16 protein-coding genes and 1 pseudogene are annotated in these 17,082 nt (G+C 71.6%); 6 read left to right on the top strand and 11 right to left on the bottom strand.

Annotated features, from left to right (window positions below; translation table 11 throughout):
- The first annotated feature begins 80 nt into the window (after window positions 1-80).
- On the top strand, window positions 81-1,055 hold the full coding sequence (locus tag CLV67_RS31810) for an alcohol dehydrogenase catalytic domain-containing protein (protein WP_239166767.1): 975 nt from the start codon (window positions 81-83) through the stop codon (window positions 1,053-1,055).
- Here the strand turns inward: CLV67_RS31810 and CLV67_RS31805 are convergent, their stop codons facing one another.
- Window positions 1,056-2,093, bottom strand: coding sequence for a hypothetical protein (locus CLV67_RS31805; RefSeq protein WP_106325004.1), 1,038 nt, complete (start codon window positions 2,091-2,093; stop codon window positions 1,056-1,058). It abuts the gene before it with no gap.
- Between the two features lie 566 nt (window positions 2,094-2,659).
- Here CLV67_RS31805 and CLV67_RS31800 point away from each other — a divergent pair.
- Complete coding sequence (locus CLV67_RS31800) at window positions 2,660-3,121, top strand: integrase (RefSeq protein WP_106325003.1); 462 nt, start codon at window positions 2,660-2,662, stop codon at window positions 3,119-3,121.
- Window positions 3,122-4,094: 973 nt separating this feature from the next.
- Here the strand turns inward: CLV67_RS31800 and CLV67_RS31795 are convergent.
- Genes CLV67_RS31795 through CLV67_RS31780 form a run of 4 tightly spaced genes read right to left on the bottom strand, consistent with a single transcriptional unit; the run spans window position 4,095 to window position 7,388 of the window.
- Window positions 4,095-4,568: a hypothetical protein gene (locus CLV67_RS31795; protein WP_146169363.1), complete on the bottom strand. Its 474-nt coding sequence runs from the start codon at window positions 4,566-4,568 to the stop codon at window positions 4,095-4,097.
- 10 nt (window positions 4,569-4,578) lie between these two features.
- Window positions 4,579-5,448 (bottom strand): TIGR03619 family F420-dependent LLM class oxidoreductase, encoded by an 870-nt coding sequence (locus CLV67_RS31790; RefSeq protein WP_106324999.1) that lies wholly within the window; start codon window positions 5,446-5,448, stop codon window positions 4,579-4,581.
- Entirely contained in the window at window positions 5,445-6,206 is a 762-nt protein-coding gene (locus CLV67_RS31785; RefSeq protein ID WP_106324997.1) for an acyl-CoA dehydrogenase family protein, read from the bottom strand. The genes CLV67_RS31790 and CLV67_RS31785 overlap by 4 nt, the downstream gene beginning before the upstream one ends.
- Before the next feature lie 48 nt (window positions 6,207-6,254).
- On the bottom strand, window positions 6,255-7,388 hold the full coding sequence (locus CLV67_RS31780; RefSeq protein WP_106324995.1) for an acyl-CoA dehydrogenase family protein: 1,134 nt from the start codon (window positions 7,386-7,388) through the stop codon (window positions 6,255-6,257).
- A 63-nt stretch (window positions 7,389-7,451) separates the two neighbouring features.
- On the opposite strand from CLV67_RS31780, the gene CLV67_RS31775 reads away from it, so the two are divergent.
- A complete protein-coding gene (locus CLV67_RS31775) occupies window positions 7,452-8,567 on the top strand; it encodes an acetyl-CoA C-acetyltransferase (RefSeq protein WP_106324993.1) in 1,116 nt (371 codons plus the stop codon).
- On the opposite strand, the gene CLV67_RS31770 is transcribed toward CLV67_RS31775, so the two are convergent.
- The 4 genes and pseudogenes from CLV67_RS31770 to CLV67_RS31755 form a co-directional block, all read right to left on the bottom strand.
- Entirely contained in the window at window positions 8,551-9,600 is a 1,050-nt protein-coding gene (locus CLV67_RS31770; protein WP_106324991.1) for an NAD(P)H-dependent flavin oxidoreductase, read from the bottom strand. The two genes, CLV67_RS31775 and CLV67_RS31770, sit on opposite strands and share 17 nt — an antisense overlap.
- Window positions 9,597-10,289: a CoA-transferase subunit beta gene (locus tag CLV67_RS31765; RefSeq protein ID WP_106324989.1), complete on the bottom strand. Its 693-nt coding sequence runs from the start codon at window positions 10,287-10,289 to the stop codon at window positions 9,597-9,599. Before CLV67_RS31765 ends, CLV67_RS31770 begins: the two co-directional genes overlap by 4 nt.
- On the bottom strand, window positions 10,286-11,113 hold the full coding sequence (locus tag CLV67_RS31760) for a CoA transferase subunit A (RefSeq protein ID WP_275414944.1): 828 nt from the start codon (window positions 11,111-11,113) through the stop codon (window positions 10,286-10,288). Before CLV67_RS31760 ends, CLV67_RS31765 begins: the two co-directional genes overlap by 4 nt.
- Window positions 11,114-11,343: 230 nt before the next feature.
- A pseudogene (locus CLV67_RS31755) lies at window positions 11,344-12,072 on the bottom strand (enoyl-CoA hydratase family protein); the annotation flags it as partial.
- A gap of 49 nt (window positions 12,073-12,121) precedes the next feature.
- Between CLV67_RS31755 and CLV67_RS54820 the strand changes: the two are divergent.
- The 3 genes from CLV67_RS54820 (at window position 12,122) to CLV67_RS31740 (ending at window position 15,896) form a co-directional block, all read left to right on the top strand.
- Entirely contained in the window at window positions 12,122-13,225 is a 1,104-nt protein-coding gene (locus CLV67_RS54820; protein ID WP_106324985.1) for an SDR family oxidoreductase, read from the top strand.
- 33 nt (window positions 13,226-13,258) lie between these two features.
- Window positions 13,259-14,767 carry an aldehyde dehydrogenase family protein gene (locus CLV67_RS31745; RefSeq protein WP_106324983.1) on the top strand — a complete coding sequence of 503 codons (1,509 nt, stop codon included), beginning with the start codon at window positions 13,259-13,261 and terminating at the stop codon, window positions 14,765-14,767.
- Between the two features lie 97 nt (window positions 14,768-14,864).
- Window positions 14,865-15,896 carry an MBL fold metallo-hydrolase gene (locus CLV67_RS31740; protein ID WP_170154073.1) on the top strand — a complete coding sequence of 344 codons (1,032 nt, stop codon included), beginning with the start codon at window positions 14,865-14,867 and terminating at the stop codon, window positions 15,894-15,896.
- Here CLV67_RS31740 and CLV67_RS31735 read toward each other — a convergent pair.
- On the bottom strand, window positions 15,876-16,478 hold the full coding sequence (locus tag CLV67_RS31735; RefSeq protein WP_106325223.1) for a TetR/AcrR family transcriptional regulator: 603 nt from the start codon (window positions 16,476-16,478) through the stop codon (window positions 15,876-15,878). The genes CLV67_RS31740 and CLV67_RS31735 overlap by 21 nt on opposite strands.
- A 43-nt stretch (window positions 16,479-16,521) precedes the next feature.
- Window positions 16,522-16,974, bottom strand: a complete 453-nt coding sequence (locus CLV67_RS31730; RefSeq protein ID WP_239166770.1) for a pyridoxamine 5'-phosphate oxidase family protein — start codon at window positions 16,972-16,974, stop codon at window positions 16,522-16,524.
- Between the last annotated feature and the right edge of the window lie 108 nt (window positions 16,975-17,082).

Below are 17,082 nucleotides of genomic sequence, written 5' to 3'. Positions count from 1 at the left end.
CCTCCGACGATAGAACTCGTTCTAGTTTCCGGTCAATGTCCCATTGACCGACCGCGATAACACGTTCCAATCTGGAGGACGTGCTGGCGTATCGGATGACGGAGTGGGGCGCGCAGGCGCGCCCGGTCGAGGTGCCGGACCCCGAACCGGGCCCCGGCGAGGTGCTCGTCAAGGTGGCCGGATGCGGGCTGTGCCGGTCCGACCTCACCATGCGGCACATCCCCCGGGAAGCGGGCGAGGCACTCGGCTGGCGGATGCCGTTCACCCTCGGCCACGAGACCGCCGGCTGGATCGCCGACACCGGCGAGCCGGTCGCGCTCGTGTCACCCACCTCCTGCGGAACCTGCCGGCTCTGCGTGCGCGGACAGGACAGCGGCTGCCCGCGAGGGCTGGCCGGCCGCGGCTACGGACGCGACGGCGGCCTGGCGCCGTACGTCGTCGTGAGCGACCGCCGGGCGCTGCTGCCCCTCGGTGACCTCGACCCACGGACCGCCGGGCCGCTGACCGACGCCGGAGCCACCGCCTACCACGCGGTACGGCGTGCGTTGCCCCGTATCACCGCGGGGAACACGGCCGTAGTCGTCGGTGCGGGCGGTCTCGGCGCGTTCGCCGTCCAGTTCCTGCGCGTGCTCACCGCCGCCCACGTCATCGCGGTCGACCCGCTGCCCGCCCGACGCTCCTACGCGGTTTCGGTGGGCGCGCAGTCCTCGGCGGACACTCCCGACGGGATCCGGGCCGACGTCGTGCTGGACTTCGTCGGCACCGACGAGACGATCGCGGCCGGAATCGCCGCCGTGGGGACCGGCGGCGCGTACGGCCTGATCGGCTCGTCCGGCGGCAAACTGCGCGGCCCCTGGTTCTCCACACTGCCCCGCGACGGCGAAGTGTTCACCTTCCAGGGTTCGTCGATCGCCGACGCGCAGGACGTGATCGCCCTGGCCCGCGCCGGACTGATCCGCAACCAGGTCGAGGAGTTCACCTTCGGCGAGATCGACCAGGCGTACGCCAAGCTCGCAGCCGGTTCCCTGACCGGCCGGGCCGTCGTCGTCCTCTGATCAGTTCCGGCCAACCCCGTTCGCCCACCACCAGCTCTTGAGATACCCGTACTTCTTCTCTCCCCACAGCCAGTGCCAGCCGACCTTCGGACGCACATAGGGCCCGATCTCGTCGAACACCCGCTTCGCCTCGGCCCTGTTGCCGATCAGGCTGTAGTACATCGCCATCCACTGCCGGACACCCGTCGCGCCGACCGTCGACGGCTCGGCCGCCCGCCACTTGGCGATCCACCTGTCGATGTCACGCATCACCGCCGGACTGGTGAAGTAGTTCTTCGCGTCCCGCAACGTCTGGTCGTAGTCCTTCTCCTCCTCCCAGGCGAACTCCAGCAGCGCGTACTCGATGTGGGCGACCAGCGGAAGCAGCACCGTCCTGTGGCCGGGCGGCGCCGCCTCGGCCGCGTCCCGGGCGATCTGGAACATCTGCTGGTGCGAGCCGTACCACTTCTGGCAGCGCAGCGTCAGCGCGGTGTCGTGGGCGGCGAAGTTGTGCGGGTCACGGCGTACCGCCTCGGCGTACAGCTCGTCCAGCCCGCCGATGCCGCCGGAGAACGCCCTGCCCATCAGCAGCACGACCGGCCCGGGGTCGTTCGGCGAGGCCAGTTCCAGCGCCCGCACGCCCGCGTCGACGGCCTTCTCGGACAGCACGTGGTAGCTGTGGAACTGCTCGTCGGACGTCTGTGACGCCTTGCCGGAGCCCCGCGCAGCACCGGCCCGCCCGGCCAGCACGTTGGCCCAGATCAGAGCAGCCGCCGGGTCCGACGGTTCAGCCCGCATCCAGCCGTCGAACCACTCGTCGTCCTCCGCGGCCAGGCCGGCGAACACCCCGATCCGATGGCCCCGCAGATCCCAGTCGTCACCCGCGGCCTCGATCGCGTCCCGGGCCGCCCGCCAGTCGCCGTCGCGCAGCACCCGTTCCCGTGCCTCCCGCGACACCTGGTCCGGGTTGAACAGGCCGGCATCCCCCTCGAACTCGGGCAGTGTGGGCAGTGGCCCACCGATGATCCGGCGGACCAGGACTTTGGCGAGGAAGAGCATCGCAAGATCGTAAAGGCGGGAAAACCCGCACGACAGGCCCGGTCGGCCGTTGTTAGCTTCTGTGCCAGGCGGGGACTGATGCCTGGTGTCCGCTGCCGCCTACCGCGAATCCGGATCGAGTGGCCGCGGCTTCGGCTCCCCTGCTCCCCGGGCCTGCCGGTCTCCGGGCCTGCCGGTCTCCGGGCCTGCCGGTCTCCGGGCCTGCCGGTCTCCGGGCCTGCCGGTCTCCGGGCCTGCCGGTCTCCGGGCCTGCCGGTTCCGGGCCTGCCGGTCTCCGGGCCTGCCGGTTGCGGGCCTGCCGGTCTCCGGGCCTGCCGGTTGCGGGCCTGCCGGTTTGTGGGCCTGCCGGTTGCGGGCCTGCCGGTTTGTGGGCCTGCCGGTTGCGGGCCTGCCGGTTTGTGGGCCTGCCGGTTTCCGTGCCCGCCGGTTCTGGCTGCGGGCCGCAGGTTTGCGGGCCGTTGGTTTCGGCTCGCTGGCTTGCGAGCCGCTGGCTTGCGGGCCGCTGGCCCCTGGCTGGTTGGTTCCCGGGCTGCAGGTTCCTGTTCCGCTGGCTCTTGGAGATGAAGATGACGCGAGTGCGATTGCGGCGGCTGCATGTCGACGGAGTCGATTTCACCTGGTGGGCGGAGATCGGCCACGTGCGCGGTGGCTCCGACTGTCACCGCTGCATCCGTGTGCGGGTCTGGGGCGGTGGAAAGAACGGTCGTTCTCTGCAGGCCGACCTGCTCTCCCGCACCTGGCCCAGCCCGTGGAGCGTGTGCGCTACCGACGGCGCCTATCCGGTGCCGTCCGACATCAGGGCTCTGATCCGGTATGGCCTGCAACTGGGCTGGAACCCCACCCTCCGAGGCGGAACGTTCTTTCTCTCGGAACGGCACCAGCCCGACTTCAGCTCGCCCGACTTCAGCCTGCCCGACTTCCTACTGACCGACCGCCTCACCGATCCGGCCGCCCCCGACCCGACCGCCCGCGTGATCCACGCTTACGAGCAGGCGACAAGGCATGGCCACAGGGTCTCCGACTCCTGAACTCCGCGACGCCCGATTCGCAGGCCCTCACCCTCAAACCGCGTGGTGACTTGCGGTGAGCCCACACGACACATCACCACGCGAAGCCTGCCGCCCGGCACCGTGGTGATCTGCGCCCGCGGGCGAGCCGCACGTCACCACGCGAGGCGTTCTGCTCGGCAGCGTGGTGATCTGCGCCCGTGGGTGGGCCGCGCGTCACCACGTGAGGCGCTTTGCTCGGCCGCGTGGTGATCTGCGCCCGTGGGTGGGCCGCGCGTCACCACGCGAGGCGCTTTGCTCGGCAGCGTGGTGATCTGCGCCCGTGGGTGGGCCGCGCGTCACCACGTGAGGCGCTTTGCTCGGCCGCGTGGTGATCTGCGCCCGGGCGGGCCGTGGGTGGCCACGTGAGGCGTTCTGCTCGGCAGCGTGGTGATCTGCGCCCGTGGGTGGGCCGCGCGTCACCACGTGAGGCGTTCTGCTCGGCAGCGTGGTGATCTGCGCCCGTGGGTGGGCCGCGCGTCACCACGTGAGGCGTTTCGCCCGGCCGCGTGGTGATCTGCGCCCGTGGGTGGGCCGCGCGTCACCACGTGAGGCGTTTCGCCCGGCCGCGTGGTGATCTGCGCCCGGGCGGGCCGTGGGTGGCCACGTGAGGCGTTCTGCTCGGCAGCGTGGTGATCTGCGCCCGTGGGCGGGCCGCGCGTCACCACGCGAAGCATTTCGCTCGACAGCGTGGTGGCCTGTGTCCGCCGGCGAGTCGTGGGTCACCAGGGAGCGGAGGGGCGCCGGCCTCGTCGGTTGGTCGTGAGGCTGCTGGCAGAAACTGCGCGAGTTGCCATCAGGCCGTGACCGGTGACTGGCGCGGGTGGCCGGTGACCGGTGGGCGTGGCGGGTGGGCATGGCGGGTGGGCGGCGGTCCACGGCATCGCGCCAGCGTCGCAGCCGGTGAAGCACCTAGCGGATCGAGAGCCGCTTCACGCGTACCGCAAGAAGGGGGTTATGTCCGCCAAACCTCGAAGGTCTGCTGAAGTCGCCACCCGCCGCCGGGGTCGCGGGCCTCGTTGCGCCACCGGAAGGTGTCCGGCGAACCGGTTGCCGGCGCCAGGTCGGAGAACGTCCAGCGCAGGTCGCCGCCGTCGAGGACGATGCCGTCGCCGGAGGGCGCGGCCAGGAATGTGTGCACGCGGCGCCGGCCCGGGCCGACCCAGGTGGAACGCCAGACGCCGGGTCCCGCCGACGGGTCGGGGAAGCGGATGCTGACGCCGTGCTCGACGCCGGGCAGGATCCAGACGTCGGTGGTGGCGTGGCCGCCGAGGGCGTACCCGAAATGCCATTCGCCGCGCCGGACGGTGGTGCTGCCGTCGGGTTCGTGTTCGGTGCAGTCGAGCGCCCACGACCCGGTGAAGCGGCCGAACAGGCTCAGGTCGACGCCGGGCGCCGGGCCGTCGGCGTGAAAAGGCACATCGGTCACCACACCAAAGCTACCGCCCGTCGCGCAGCGGCTCGATGAAGCGCTCGGCGAAGCGGTGCAGAGCGTCGCGCTTCTCCTGCAGCGTGGCGTCGAAGCGGCGCCAAGGTACGACGATGGCGTCGGTGACGCCGATCTCCGCCTGCTGCCGGAAGCCGTCGAGGCCGGGCCGGTCGATGCAGACCGCCTGGATCTCGAACGGCAGGTCGGCCCGGCCGTGTTCGGTACGCAGCACACGCAGCCGCTCGATCACCGACCGCAGATCGTCGAAACCGATCATCGCCGACGACCAGCCGTCGCCGATCCGGGCGGCCCGCCGCAGCGCCGGCTCGGTGTGCCCGCCCACGTAGATCGGGACCGGCTCGGTCGGCGCCGGGCTCATCTGCAGCTTCTCGAAGGTGAAGTGCTTGCCGTGGAAGGAGACCATGCCACCGGCCAGGATCCGGCGGATGATCTCGATGGACTCGTCGGCGCGCACACCGCGGTCGGAGAAGGCGGTCCCGCACCAGTACGACTCCTCGGGCGACCAGCCGAGCCCCACCCCGAGGCCGAACCGGTTGCCGGTGAGCACCGCGACCGTGCCGATCTGCCGGGCCAGCAGCAGCGGGTTGCGCGGGTCGAGCTTGAGGACCTGCGTGTAGAAGCGGACCGTCGACGTGACAGCGCCCATCGCGCCGGCCGCGACCATCGGGTCCGGCCAGGGCGTGTCCGCGTTCCAGAACCGGCTGCCGTCCGGTGTGTAGGGATACGAGGCCGACACGTGCTCCGAGTAGAAGAGTGAGTCCGGCAGCGCGATCGAGGAGAAGCCGACATCTTCTGCGGTACGGGCAAGCTCGGTCAGCTGGTCGAGCGGACTCAGAGCGATTCCCAGAGTGAATTTCACGGCAGCACCTCGGCCAGGTCGAGAAGTTGGGCGGTGGCACCGCCGATCAGGAACTCGTGCTCCTCGGCGGCCAGGAAGTAGCGGTGCAGCGGATAGTCCATGTCGATCCCGACGCCGCCGTGCACGTGGACCGCGGTGTGCAGGACCCGGTGCCCGGCCTCGGCGGCCCAGAACCCGGCGGTCGCGGCCTCGGCGGGCTCGGGCCGCCCGGCCGCCTGCCAGACGGTGAGCCGCAGCGCCTCCACGTCGATCCATGCGTCGGCGAGCCGTTGCGAGACGGCCTGGAACGAACCGATCGGCCGCTCGAACTGGACCCGCTCCCGGGCGTAGGCGGCGGTCATCTCCAGGGCCCGTTCGGCGACGCCGAGCTGGTAGGCGGCGGCCCCGATGACGAGCCGTCCGCGTATCCAGGCCGAGCCGGCGATCCGCGCCGCCTCCTCCGAGGGAGCGATCAGCTCGCCGCGCCCGGCCGGTGCGGCCCACGTCGCGACCTGCTCGTCGGTGCCGAACTCGGCGATCGCCGAGGCGGCGACCACGATCGACGACAGGTACGGGACGCCGGCGGCGTGCCGGCCCAGCTCGATCAGGATCGCGCACTGCTCGGCCAGGCCGTAGCCCTCGCCGCCGGCGCGTTTCGGCAGGGCCGCGGCCAGCACTCCCGCCTCGGCGAGCGCCGGCCACAACGGCCGTCCGGAGCCGGCCAGGTCACGGGTGAGCCCGGCCAGTTCCCGGGCCTCGCTGCTCGGTTCGAAATCCACGTCGCCTCCTCGGTGCCGGAACGAAGGTCGTCGAAGCCGCCGGAACGCCTATCGCCGGATCGGTAGGCCCAGGGCCCCGGCCGCGATGATGTCGCGCTGGACTTCGTTGGCGCCGCCGCCGAACGTGAGGATCAGCGACGCCCGGTACATCCGCTCGATGCGCCCGGACAGGACCGCGCCCGGCGAGCCGGCGCGGATCGTGGCGGCCGGGCCGATGATCTCCATGAGCAGCCGGTACGCCTCGATGGCCAGCTCGGTGCCGTAGACCTTGCCGGCCGAGGCCCGGGGTGCGGCCGGGGTGCCGTCGGTGACGCAGGCGCGCCAGTTGAACAGCTTCAGCGCCTCGGTCTTGGCGTGGACCCGGGCCAGATGCAGCCGTACCCACTCCTGATCGATCTTCTGAGTGCCGACGGCCCAGTCCCGGACCTCGCGCAGCGCCCGCTGCAGGGGAGCGGCCGAGGTGAGGGCGACACGCTCGTGGTTGAGCTGGTCGGTGATCAGCCGCCAGCCCTGGTTCTCGGCACCGACCAGGGCGGACACCGGCACCCGCACGTCGTCGTAGTAGGTGGCGCTGGTCGACGGCCCGGCCACGGTCCGCACCGGCGTCCAGGAGAACCCTGGCGCGTCGGTCGGCACGATGAGCATCGACAGGCCCTTGTGCCGGGGAGCGTCCGGATCGGTGCGGCAGGCCAGCCACACGTAGTCGGCGTACTGGATGAGGCTGGTCCACATCTTCTGGCCGTTGATCACGTAGGAGTCACCGTCGCGGACCGCCCGCGTCCTGAGCGCCGCCAGATCGGTGCCGGCGCCGGGTTCCGAGTAGCCGATCGAGAAGTGCACCTCGCCGGCCTCGATCCGTGGCACGAGTTCGGCCCTCTGCTGCTCGGTGCCGTGCCGGGCGATGGTCGGCCCGACCGTGTAGAGGGTCAGGAACGGCACCGGCACGCCGGCCAGTGCCGCCTCGTCCGCGAAGATCAGCTGCTCGAGCCGGGACCGGCCGCCGATGGTCAGCCAGCCGTCGCGCCCCAGCCGGCGGACGATCTGCCGGTACGCGGTCCCGTCGCCGTATTCGCCGCCACCGCCGTCCAGCCCGGCGCGCAGGTCCGGTGTCATCAGGTCGGCGAAGTACTCCCGAAGTGCGGCCCGCAGCTTCTCCTGCTCGGGCGTGTATCCGACGTGCATGGGCCACCCCGATCCCGGTAAGTTAGAACACGTTCTACTCGCTGTGACGGGAGGGCGTCAACAATGGAGGCTTATCTGGCAGGCGCGGTGCGCACCCCGGTCGGCCGCCGCGGTGGCCTGCTCGCGGCCGTGCATCCCGCTGACCTCGGTGCCCTGGTGATCAGGGGAGTGCTCGAGGACGTCGACCCGGCCGCGGTCGACGACGTGATCCTCGGGTGCGTCGACACGATCGGCCCGCAGTCCGGCGACATCGCGCGCACGGCGTGGCTCGCGGCCGGATTCCCGGAACACGTTCCCGGTGTCACGGTGGACCGGCAGTGCGGTTCGTCGCAGCAGGCCGTGCACTTCGCCGCGCAGGCCGTGATGAGCGGCACGGCCGATCTGGTCGTGGCCGGGGGAGTGCAGAACATGAGCCGGGTCCCGATCGGCAGCGCGATGGCTCCGGGCGGTCCCTACGCCGGCAGCGATGGCTGGCTTCAGCGCTACGGCAAGCAGGAGGTCTCACAGTTCCGCAGCGCCGACGACATCGCTGTGAAGTGGGCGATCAGCCGGGACGAGATGGAGCTTTTCGCGCTGAGAAGTCACGACAGGGCCGCCGCCGCTCTCGAACTCGGACATTTCGTGCACGAGATCATCGGCCCCGGCAGCGACGAGTGCCCCCGCCGCGACACCAGTGAGGCGAAGATGGCCGCGCTCAAGCCGCTCCGGGAAGGCGGTCTCACCACGGCCGCCACGTCCTCCCAGATCGCCGACGGCGCCGCCGCCCTCCTGGTCGCGAGCGCACAGGCGATCCGGGACCACGGCCTGCGCCCCCGAGCCCGCATCCACCACCTGTCGGCCCGCGGCGACGACCCGATCCTCATGCTCACCGCTCCGATCCCGGCCACCGCCCACGCCCTGCGCCGCACCGGGCTCACCGTCGGCGACATCGACCGTTTCGAGATCAACGAGGCGTTCGCGAGCGTCGTCCTGGCCTGGCTGCGCGAGACCGGCGCCGACCCGGCACGCGTCAACGTCAACGGCGGGGCGATCGCTCTCGGACATCCCCTCGGCGCGACCGGCGCCCGCCTCATGGTGAGCCTGCTGCACGAACTCGAACGGTCCGGCGGACGGTACGGCCTGCAGACCATGTGCGAGGGCGGCGGCCAGGCCAACGTGACGATCATCGAACGGCTGTGAGCCGCTCCAGCACGTCCTCGGCCTCCTTGACGATCCGGTCGATCAGCTCGGCGCACGACGGCAGGTCGTCGATCACCCCGGCGACCTGCCCGGCCGACATCACCCCGAACTCCGGCCGCCCGTCGACCATCGCCGTGCGCAGCAGCACCGGCGTGCCCGCGGCCATCAGCGTCTGCGCCCAGCTCAGCTCACGGCCGTGCCGCGCCGCCCGCCCCGCCCGGATCAGCTGCGGCCACGACAGCCCGGCCAGACGCCGGAACGCGACGGCGTGCCGGGTCGCCCTGAGCAGCGCGCTCACCCTTCCCGATCTTTCCAGGCCATTGATGTACGGGGTACGCAGCACCCGGTGCGGCACCCCGTCCACCCGCGTCGTCACCACGGTTCCGGTCACGGGCGCGTCGAGGTACAGCTGCTTCACCCGAGCGGCCACCGGGCTCTCCTCGGTCAGCAGGAACCGGGTGCCCATCGCGATCCCGGCCGCGCCGTAGGCCAGCGCCGCGAGCAGCCCGCGCCCGTCGAAGAACCCGCCCGCCGCCACCACCGGGATGTCCACGGCGTCCACCACCTGCGGCAGCAGCAGCGTCGTCGGCACCGGACCGGTGTGCCCGCCGCCCTCACCGCCCTGCACGAGCACCGCGTCGACACCCCAGCCCGCGACCTTCTCGGCGTGCCGCCGCGCACCCACCGACGGCATGGTCAGCACCCCGCCGCCGGCGCACCGCCTGATCAGGTCACGGTCGGGGGCCAGCGCGAACGACGCGAGCCGCACCTGTTCGCGGATCAGCAGATCGATGCGTTCGCTCGCATCGGGCGCGTCCGCGCGTACATTGACTCCGAAGGGATGTGACGTTCTGTTCTTGATCTCCTGAATCGTGGCGCGCAGCTGATCGAGGCTCATGGTCGCCGACGCCACGATGCCGAAACCGCCGGCCTCGGCGACCGCCGACACCAGCCGCGCGCCGGCCACGTAACCCATCCCGGTCTGCACGATCGGATGCCGGCAGCCGAGCAGCTCGGTCAGCGCCGTCCTCACCGGACCTCCCGCTCCCGGCGGCCGTCCGGATCCAGCCGCTCCCGGATCAGCGCGAGCTCCGCGCCGGTCGGCTCACGGGTCTGCGGCACCTGATCGGGAACGGTCAGCGGGAAACCGGTGGCGGCGACCACCTCGTCGACCGTCACACCCGGATGCACCGAGCGCAGCCGCATCGACCGGTCCGGGGTCGCGAAGTCGAGGACAGCCAGGTTCGTGACAACCCGGCGGATCTCGTACGCGCCGCGGTCGTGACCGATTCCGGACACCATGTCGACCTGCTCGACGAAGACCCGCGGCGAGTGCCGCGGTATCCAGTAGCTGACCGGATGGTTGATCGTGTTGCCGGGCGCACCGCGCACGCAGAGCAGCTGCGAGGTCGGGCGTTCCCACGGCCCGACGCAGGAGATGTTCTGGTTGCCGAACCGGTCGAGCTGGCTCGCGCCCATCATGACGTGCCGCGTCCCGGCGGCGACCATCGAGAAGACCTGGCGGTACGGCAGCCAGCCCTCCTCCAGGCCGTCGCGCAGCAGCGTCGCCTCGCCGTCGGTGACGAGCAGACCGGGCGCGAACGTCAGCTGTGCCAGCCGTGCTCCCAGCTGGGGGATCAGCCCCGCGAAGCTCGCCAGCACCGCCCCATCGCCCCGCCACGCCTCGGCGCAGGCGGCCACGCACGTCTCGGCCCGCGTCATCGCTTGACCGCCAGCTGGTAGTCGGCCTCGGTGCCCTCGAGATAGCGGCCCCGGAAGGTCTCCCAGCCGGTGTCCGCGTATTCGCGCTGGAACGCCTCGTCGCGCCCGTAGTCGGGGACGCAGCTGGTGAAGTGGGCGCCATGCGGTGTCTCGATCACACCGTCGACCATCGACCGGTTGATCAGCAAAGTCTGCGGCGGACCGCTTTCGATCAGTTCGGTGGTGCTCACCAGCCGCTCACAGGACACGAACCGCTTCTTCGCGGCCAGGCAGAAGAGGTCGTCGAAGTAGGGGTCCGGGCCGAGGTAGCGCGCGTTGCCTCCGGCGTCTGCCCTGTTCAGGTGTACGAAGGCGATGTCGAGCTCCGTCGCGGGGACGGCGACGAGTTCGGTGTCGTCCGGGTAGGGGGAGCGGACCGTGCGCAGCCCCGGGTTGACCCGCATGACGTCGGAGCCCAGGCCCGCGCGGATCGGCAGGAACGGCAGCCGGTTCGCGGCCGCCAGCAGGCCCCAGTAGAGCATGCCCTCGTCGTACTCCGTCAGCTCGATCGTGCCCGCGGCGCGGGCGGCCCGGAAATGCGGCTCCAGCGGAATGCTGTCCAGGGAGACGAAACCGGTGACGATCCTGCGTACGCAACCGGCCGCCACCAGCAGCCCGACGTCGGGCCCACCGTAGGTGACCAGCGTGAGGTCTCGCACCCCGGCCCGGACGAGCGCCCTGACCAGCGCCATCGGCTTGCGCCGTGACCCCCACCCGCCGATCCCGACTGTCATCCCGTCCCGGACCTCCGCGGCAGCGTCCTCGATGCTCACCACCCGATCCACGCGTCATCCCCTCACGTGCCGCTTCTCGCATCGCCGTCTTCCTCCGGACCGCCGCCCCTTTCCGCGTCGCCGTCTCTTCGCGCGCTGCCGCCGTCGCCTCGCGCGCCGCCGTCGCCTCGCGCGCCGCCGTCGCCTCGCGCGCCGCCGTCGTCTCTTCGCGGGCTGCTGCCGTCTCTTCGCGGGCTGCTGCCGTCGCCTCGCGGGCCGCTGTCGGCTCCTCGCGCGCCGCCTTCGATGAATCGCTGACGGGCGCGGTCGCCGGCGCCGTTGAGGTTGAGCTCGAAGGTGAAGCCCTGCTCGAACCGGTAGGACCGCTTCACATCGATCGGATCGATCCCGTTGAGCGACTCCTTCGCCCGCCGGATGACCAGCGGATCCTTCGCTGCGATCTCCTCGGCCACCCGCCGAGCGGCCCGACGCAGCCCGGCGACCGGCACCACCTCGAGAACCGTCCCGAATCGGTGCAAATCCCACGCACTGACCGGCCGGCAGGTGTAGACCATCGTCCGCATCAGCTGATGGGGAACCAGCCGCGCCAGATGCGTGGCCGCACCGAGCGCCCCGCGATCCACCTCCGGCAAGCCGAACGTGGCGTCGTCGGCGGCCACCACCAGATCAGCGTTGCCGGCCAGGCCGACCCCGCCCCCCAGACAGAACCCCTGCACGGCCACGATCACCGGAACCGGACAGTCGTAGACCGCCGCGAACGCCGCCGCGCACCCCCGATTCGCCGCGAGCAGCGCCTCATGCCCCGCCGTCCGCTGCATCTCCTTGATGTCCACACCGGCACAGAAACCGCGCCCCTCGGCGGCCAGCACGATCACCCGCGTCCCCGGATCGACACCGGCCGCGGTGACCGCATCGGCCAGGGCATGCCAGCCCGCCGCCGGAATCGCGTTGACCGGCGGATACTCCACGACCACCTCGGCGACCGCGCCGCGGTGCAGCTCAATCCCCACGACCGTGAGGCTAACCTAGCGCTTGCTTGGGTGGCTAGCATCGATCGTCATGGACCCCCTCGACTTCACCGGCCGCGCCGTGGTGGTCACCGGCGGCACCCGCGGCATCGGAGCCGCCATAGCGGCCGCCTTCCACGCCGCCGGAGCCGACGTCCTGATCTGCGGCCGCACCCCACCCGCCCAGCCCTCACCCGCCCAGCCCTCACCCGCCCAGCCCTCACCCGCCCAGCCCCCGCCCGGCCCGCACGCGCCGACGCCCGCCGCTGCTACCTCGTCTTCCGCGGCGTCGCCTCCTCAGTCCGCCTTGCCTGTCGTGCCGCCACCGGGTTCGGCTGCGGGACTGCCTTCGATTGAGTTCTTTCAGGCGGACGTGCGGGATCCGGCCCAGGTCGTGGCGCTGATCGGCGCGGCGCACGATCGATTCGGGCGTCTGGACGTGGTGATCAACAATGCTGGCGGCAGTCCCCAGGTCCCGGCTGCCACCGCGTCGCCCCGCCTGCACGCGAAGATCATCGAGCTGAACCTGATCGCTCCGCTGCACGTCGCGCAGGCCGCCAACGCTGTCATGCGCGAGCAGGACTCCGGCGGCGTCATCCTCATGATCGGCAGCGTGAGCGGCACTCGGCCCTCGCCCGGAACCGCCGCCTACGGCGCGGCCAAGGCCGGTCTCCATCACCTCGCGACCAGCCTCGCCGCTGAATGGGCGCCGAAGGTCCGGGTCAACAGCCTGGTGGTCGGCCCGGTCGAGGCGACGTCGACCCTGCCCGCCGGCCCGGTCGAGGCGATGCCGACCCTGCCCGCCGGTCCGGCCGTGAAGGCGGCGGCCGGCTCGGCCGGAAAGACGATGGCTGCGGGCCGGGTCAGGATGCCGGCGACCGCTTCGGCGGGGATGCCGGGCAGCGCGGACGGGGATCTGGCGGCGGGGCCGGGCGAAAGGCGGGTCGCGGGTGAGGGCGGTCCGGCGTCGACGGTGGCACGGACCGTGCCGATGGGGCGGGGCGCCACCGCCGCCGAGGTGGCGAGCGCCTGCCTGCTGCTCGCCTCGCCGCTGGCCGGCTACATCAGCGGCGCCTCGCTGGCGGTGCACGGTGGTGGTGAGTGGCCGGCGTATCTGGCGGACGTCCGGGACACGGCGTACCGTGCCCAGAAGTAGAACATGTTTCAATTCGGGTGTGCGGAGGCGGGCATGGTGCTGTCGATCAAGGCCAAACGCGACGAGGTCGGCCTGGCCGGCGGGGAACTGCTGATCGACGGGGGCTGGCGTCCCGCCGCCGACGGGCGGACCTGGACGCACCTCCATCCGGCCACCGCCGAGGAGGTCGGCACGTTCGCCGTCGCCGGCGCGACCGATGTGGACGCCGCGGTGCGCAGTGCCCGCACCGCGTTCGACGAGGGCCCGTGGCCCCGTACCCGGGCAAAGGAACGTATCCGGGTCCTGCGCCGGATCGCCGACGCCGTCCGGGAACACGCCGTCGAACTGCAGGCCCTGGTCGCGCTGGACAACGGGGTTCCGGTCAGTTTCGGCGAGACCTACGCGATGTCGGTCGAGTGCGTCGCCGACGTCTTCGAGCACCATGCGGGCTGGGTCGACAAGCTGGCCGGTGAGACGCTGCCCGGTTACCAGGGCGGCGACCATCTCGTGATGACGCTGCGTGAGCCGGTCGGTGTGGTCGCCGCCGTCATCCCCTGGAACGGCCCGCTGCTGCTGGCCGCGCAGAAGCTCGCCCCGGCCCTGGCCGCGGGCTGCACCGTGGTGCTCAAGCCGTCCGAGTTCGCCACGTTCTCCGCGCTGCGCCTAGTCCGGATCGTCGAGGAGGCCGGCCTGCCGCCGGGGGTGCTGAACGTGGTCACCGGCCCCGGTGAACCGACCGGCGACGCCCTGATCAACCACCCCCTGGTCGACAAGATCAGCTTCACGGGCAGCCGTACCGTAGGGAAAAAGGTTCTGGCCGCCGCCGCGAACGGGATCAAGCGCACCAGTCTCGAGCTCGGCGGGAAAAGCCCGTCGCTGGTCTTCCCGGACGCCGATGTCTACGCGGCGGCCGCCACCACGATGGGCACCGTGACCATGGGCCTTTCCGGTCAGGCCTGCGTGGCGCACACCCGGGCCCTGGTGCACCGCGACGTCTACGACGAGTTCCTGGCGATCGCCGAGGCGATGGCCGCGCTGGTCACCTACGGCGACCCGTTCCACCCGGAGACCACCGCGTCCCCGCTGATCAACGAGCGCCAGCTGAACCGTGTGCTCGGCTACATCGAGAGCGGCCGCACCGAGGGGGCCCGCCTGGTGACCGGCGGCGGCCGTCCCGACGGCGAGCTGGCGGCCGGCAACTTCGTGCAGCCCACGCTCTTCGCCGACGTCTCGAACGACGCGACGATCGCCCGCGAGGAGATCTTCGGACCGGTGCTGGCGGTGGTGCCGTTCACCGAGGAGGAGGAGGCTCTGCGGCTGGCCAACGACACCACGTACGGCCTGGCCGCCACCGTCTGGACCGGTGACGTGAAGCGGGCGTTCCGCCTGACCAAGGCGCTGCGCGCCGGAACCGTGGGCGTGAACGGCTACCAGCTCGAACCGCACGTGGCGTTCGGCGGCTACGGCCAGTCCGGCCTCAACCGCGAGGGCGGCCGTACGTCGATCGAGGCCTACACCGAGCTCAAGACCGTCCTGATCCCCACCACCGAGGAAATGATGTAAACCCCGGCCGCCGGCCGCCGATGGAGATTGCTGATCGGCGGCCGTTCACGATATCGTCTCTTTCCTAGACGGTTGCCGTCTAGGAAAGGGGTTCGGGATGAACGTGCAGCAGGCCGCCTGGCGGGCCAAGGAGTTGCCGCCGGTGGAGAAGCTGGCCGGGGGACTGGTGTCGGTCCCGGTGCCGATCCCGGACAACCCGCTGCGTTACACGCTGTGCTACCTGGTCCCCGGCGGCGACGGCCTCGTCGTGGTCGACCCCGGCTGGGACAGCGACGCCGGCTGGGACGCCCTCACCACCGGGCTCGCCCAGGCAGGCGCCACGGCCGCCGACGTGACCGGCGTGGTGCTCACCCACGTGCACCCCGACCACCACGGACTCACCACACGGCTGAAGGCCGCCTCGGGAGCCTGGGTGGCCATGCACCCCGCCGAGCAGGCGACGATGGTGCGTGACCTGGACACCGAGCCGGGCATCGCGCTGACCGGCTGGCTGCGCGACCTGCACGTCCCGGAGGCGGAGATCGCCGGCCTGCTGGGCCGCTGGGGCAAGGCGGTCGACCTGCACTTCGCACCGCTCGCCGATGCGGACGTCATGCTCGAGGACGGCGACTTCGTGCCTCTGGCCGGCCGGCGGCTACGAGCCATCTGGACGCCGGGTCACACGCCGGGCCACCTGTGCCTGTTCGACGCGGACGCGCAGGTGCTGCTCACCGGCGACCACGTGCTGCCGCGGATCAGCCCCAACATCGGCCTGCAGCTCAGCGGCGGCGACCCGCTCGGTCGCTACCTGGAGTCGCTGGAGAAGGTCGCGGCCTACGACGCGTGCGAGGCGCTGCCCGGCCACGAGTACCGGTTCTCAGGTATCGCCGCGCGGGCCGCCGAACTGGACGGCCACCACCGCGAGCGGTGCCGGGAGATCCTGGCGACCGTCGACCGGCTGGGCGCGCCCACGATCTGGCAGGTGGCGTCCGAGCTGACCTGGTCACGGCCATGGGACCAGATCGGGCCGATGCTGGTCGGCGCGGTCGCCGAGACCGCCGCGCACGTGGAACTGCTGGTCCGATCGGGCGAACTCGTCCGTGACGCCGAGCGGCTCCGGGTGGGTGCCCTATTCGGCCTTGGCCACTGACGCCAGGACGAAATCGACGAGCTCCTCGGCGTACCGGTCGGCACCCGCCGCGACCTTGGCCCGTGACCGGGCCGGGGTGGTCAGCGCGTGGTTGAGCGCGCCACCGCTGATCGTGTTCAGCAGCAGGGTCACGCTGATGTCGCCGCCGAGCTGCCCCCGGTCGATGCCGCGGTGCACGATCGCCCGTGCGGCCGCCGCCTGCGACTGCAGGAACCGGTCGAGGTGCTCCTGACCGGCAGGGATGCTCTCCGCCTCGAGCATCAGCCGCAGCACCGCGCCCCCGGACTCGTCGAGGAAGGCGTGCAGCACCTGCCGGGCCATCGCCACGAGGTCGTCGCGCAGCGAGCCGGTGTCGATGTCGCGCACCCCCGACAGCCGGGACGCGAACACCCCCACGAGCAGCGCCTCCTTGTTGGGCCAGCGCAGATAGATCGAGGCCTTGCCGACACCGGCCCGGCGGGCCACCGCGTCGACCGAGAACCGGGCCCATCCCTCGGCGCCGAACACCTCGGCCGCGGCCCGGGTGATCCGCTCGTCGACCTCGGGGTCGCGGGGCCGACCCAGGGCGGAACCGGCTGTCATGTTCACTCCCGAGGGGCCCGGACTGCGTCGACGATCGCTCAGTTTAGGCGAGCAGCTTGCGATGATCCCAGCTCGCGATCCGGATCGGGTCGATGAGATACGCGGTCCTCTTCCGGGCGGCGTGCGTGACGTACGCGTCGAGGGCGTCAGCCGGCATGTCCGGCATCCGGCCGGCGATCATCCGGCCGATCCCGGTGACCCCGGGCAGGTCCTCGATCACGGTCACCGTGCCGCCGATCTGCACGCCGCGCAGCTCGAAGTACTCCTCACCGTCCTCGACGAGGCACGTCAGCCGCGGGTCGCGGGCCAGGTTGCGGGCCTTCTGCGAGGCACGGTAGGTCCAGAACGCGATCCGGCCTCCGGCCGACGCGAAGAACATGGTCACCAGATGCGGCGTGCCATCCGGGTTGATGGTGGCGATCTGGGCCTTCCTGGCGTACGCCAGAAGCGCGCCGATCTCGTCGGACGTCATCGACACCGCGTCGCGCTGTTTCACGTCTGACCCTCCCTCTCCTCCCGCAGTCCCACTCCCCGTGCACCCCCGTTCCCCCGCCGCCCGCCGCTCGCCGCTCGCCTCTCCCATCGGGCGATCTTGCGAGGTTTT

Origin of the sequence: Actinoplanes italicus (genome assembly GCF_003001815.1) — a bacterium.
In the GTDB taxonomy this organism is placed as follows: Bacteria; Actinomycetota; Actinomycetes; order Mycobacteriales; family Micromonosporaceae; genus Actinoplanes; species Actinoplanes italicus.
This window is presented reverse-complemented; position numbering and strand designations above follow the sequence as displayed.

What these genes read in the sequence shown, in the direction of transcription:
- CLV67_RS54820 (WP_106324985.1), top strand. Translation starts at nt 12,122, where the DNA reads ATGGACCCCCTCGACTTCACCGGCCGCGCCGTGGTGGTCACCGGCGGC.
- CLV67_RS31805 (WP_106325004.1), bottom strand. Translation starts at nt 2,093, where the DNA reads ATGCTCTTCCTCGCCAAAGTCCTGGTCCGCCGGATCATCGGTGGGCCA.
- CLV67_RS31740 (WP_170154073.1), top strand. Translation starts at nt 14,865, where the DNA reads ATGAACGTGCAGCAGGCCGCCTGGCGGGCCAAGGAGTTGCCGCCGGTG.
- CLV67_RS31780 (WP_106324995.1), bottom strand. Translation starts at nt 7,388, where the DNA reads ATGCACGTCGGATACACGCCCGAGCAGGAGAAGCTGCGGGCCGCACTT.
- CLV67_RS31735 (WP_106325223.1), bottom strand. Translation starts at nt 16,478, where the DNA reads ATGACAGCCGGTTCCGCCCTGGGTCGGCCCCGCGACCCCGAGGTCGAC.
- CLV67_RS31765 (WP_106324989.1), bottom strand. Translation starts at nt 10,289, where the DNA reads ATGACGCGGGCCGAGACGTGCGTGGCCGCCTGCGCCGAGGCGTGGCGG.
- CLV67_RS31800 (WP_106325003.1), top strand. Translation starts at nt 2,660, where the DNA reads ATGACGCGAGTGCGATTGCGGCGGCTGCATGTCGACGGAGTCGATTTC.
- CLV67_RS31775 (WP_106324993.1), top strand. Translation starts at nt 7,452, where the DNA reads ATGGAGGCTTATCTGGCAGGCGCGGTGCGCACCCCGGTCGGCCGCCGC.
- CLV67_RS31745 (WP_106324983.1), top strand. Translation starts at nt 13,259, where the DNA reads ATGGTGCTGTCGATCAAGGCCAAACGCGACGAGGTCGGCCTGGCCGGC.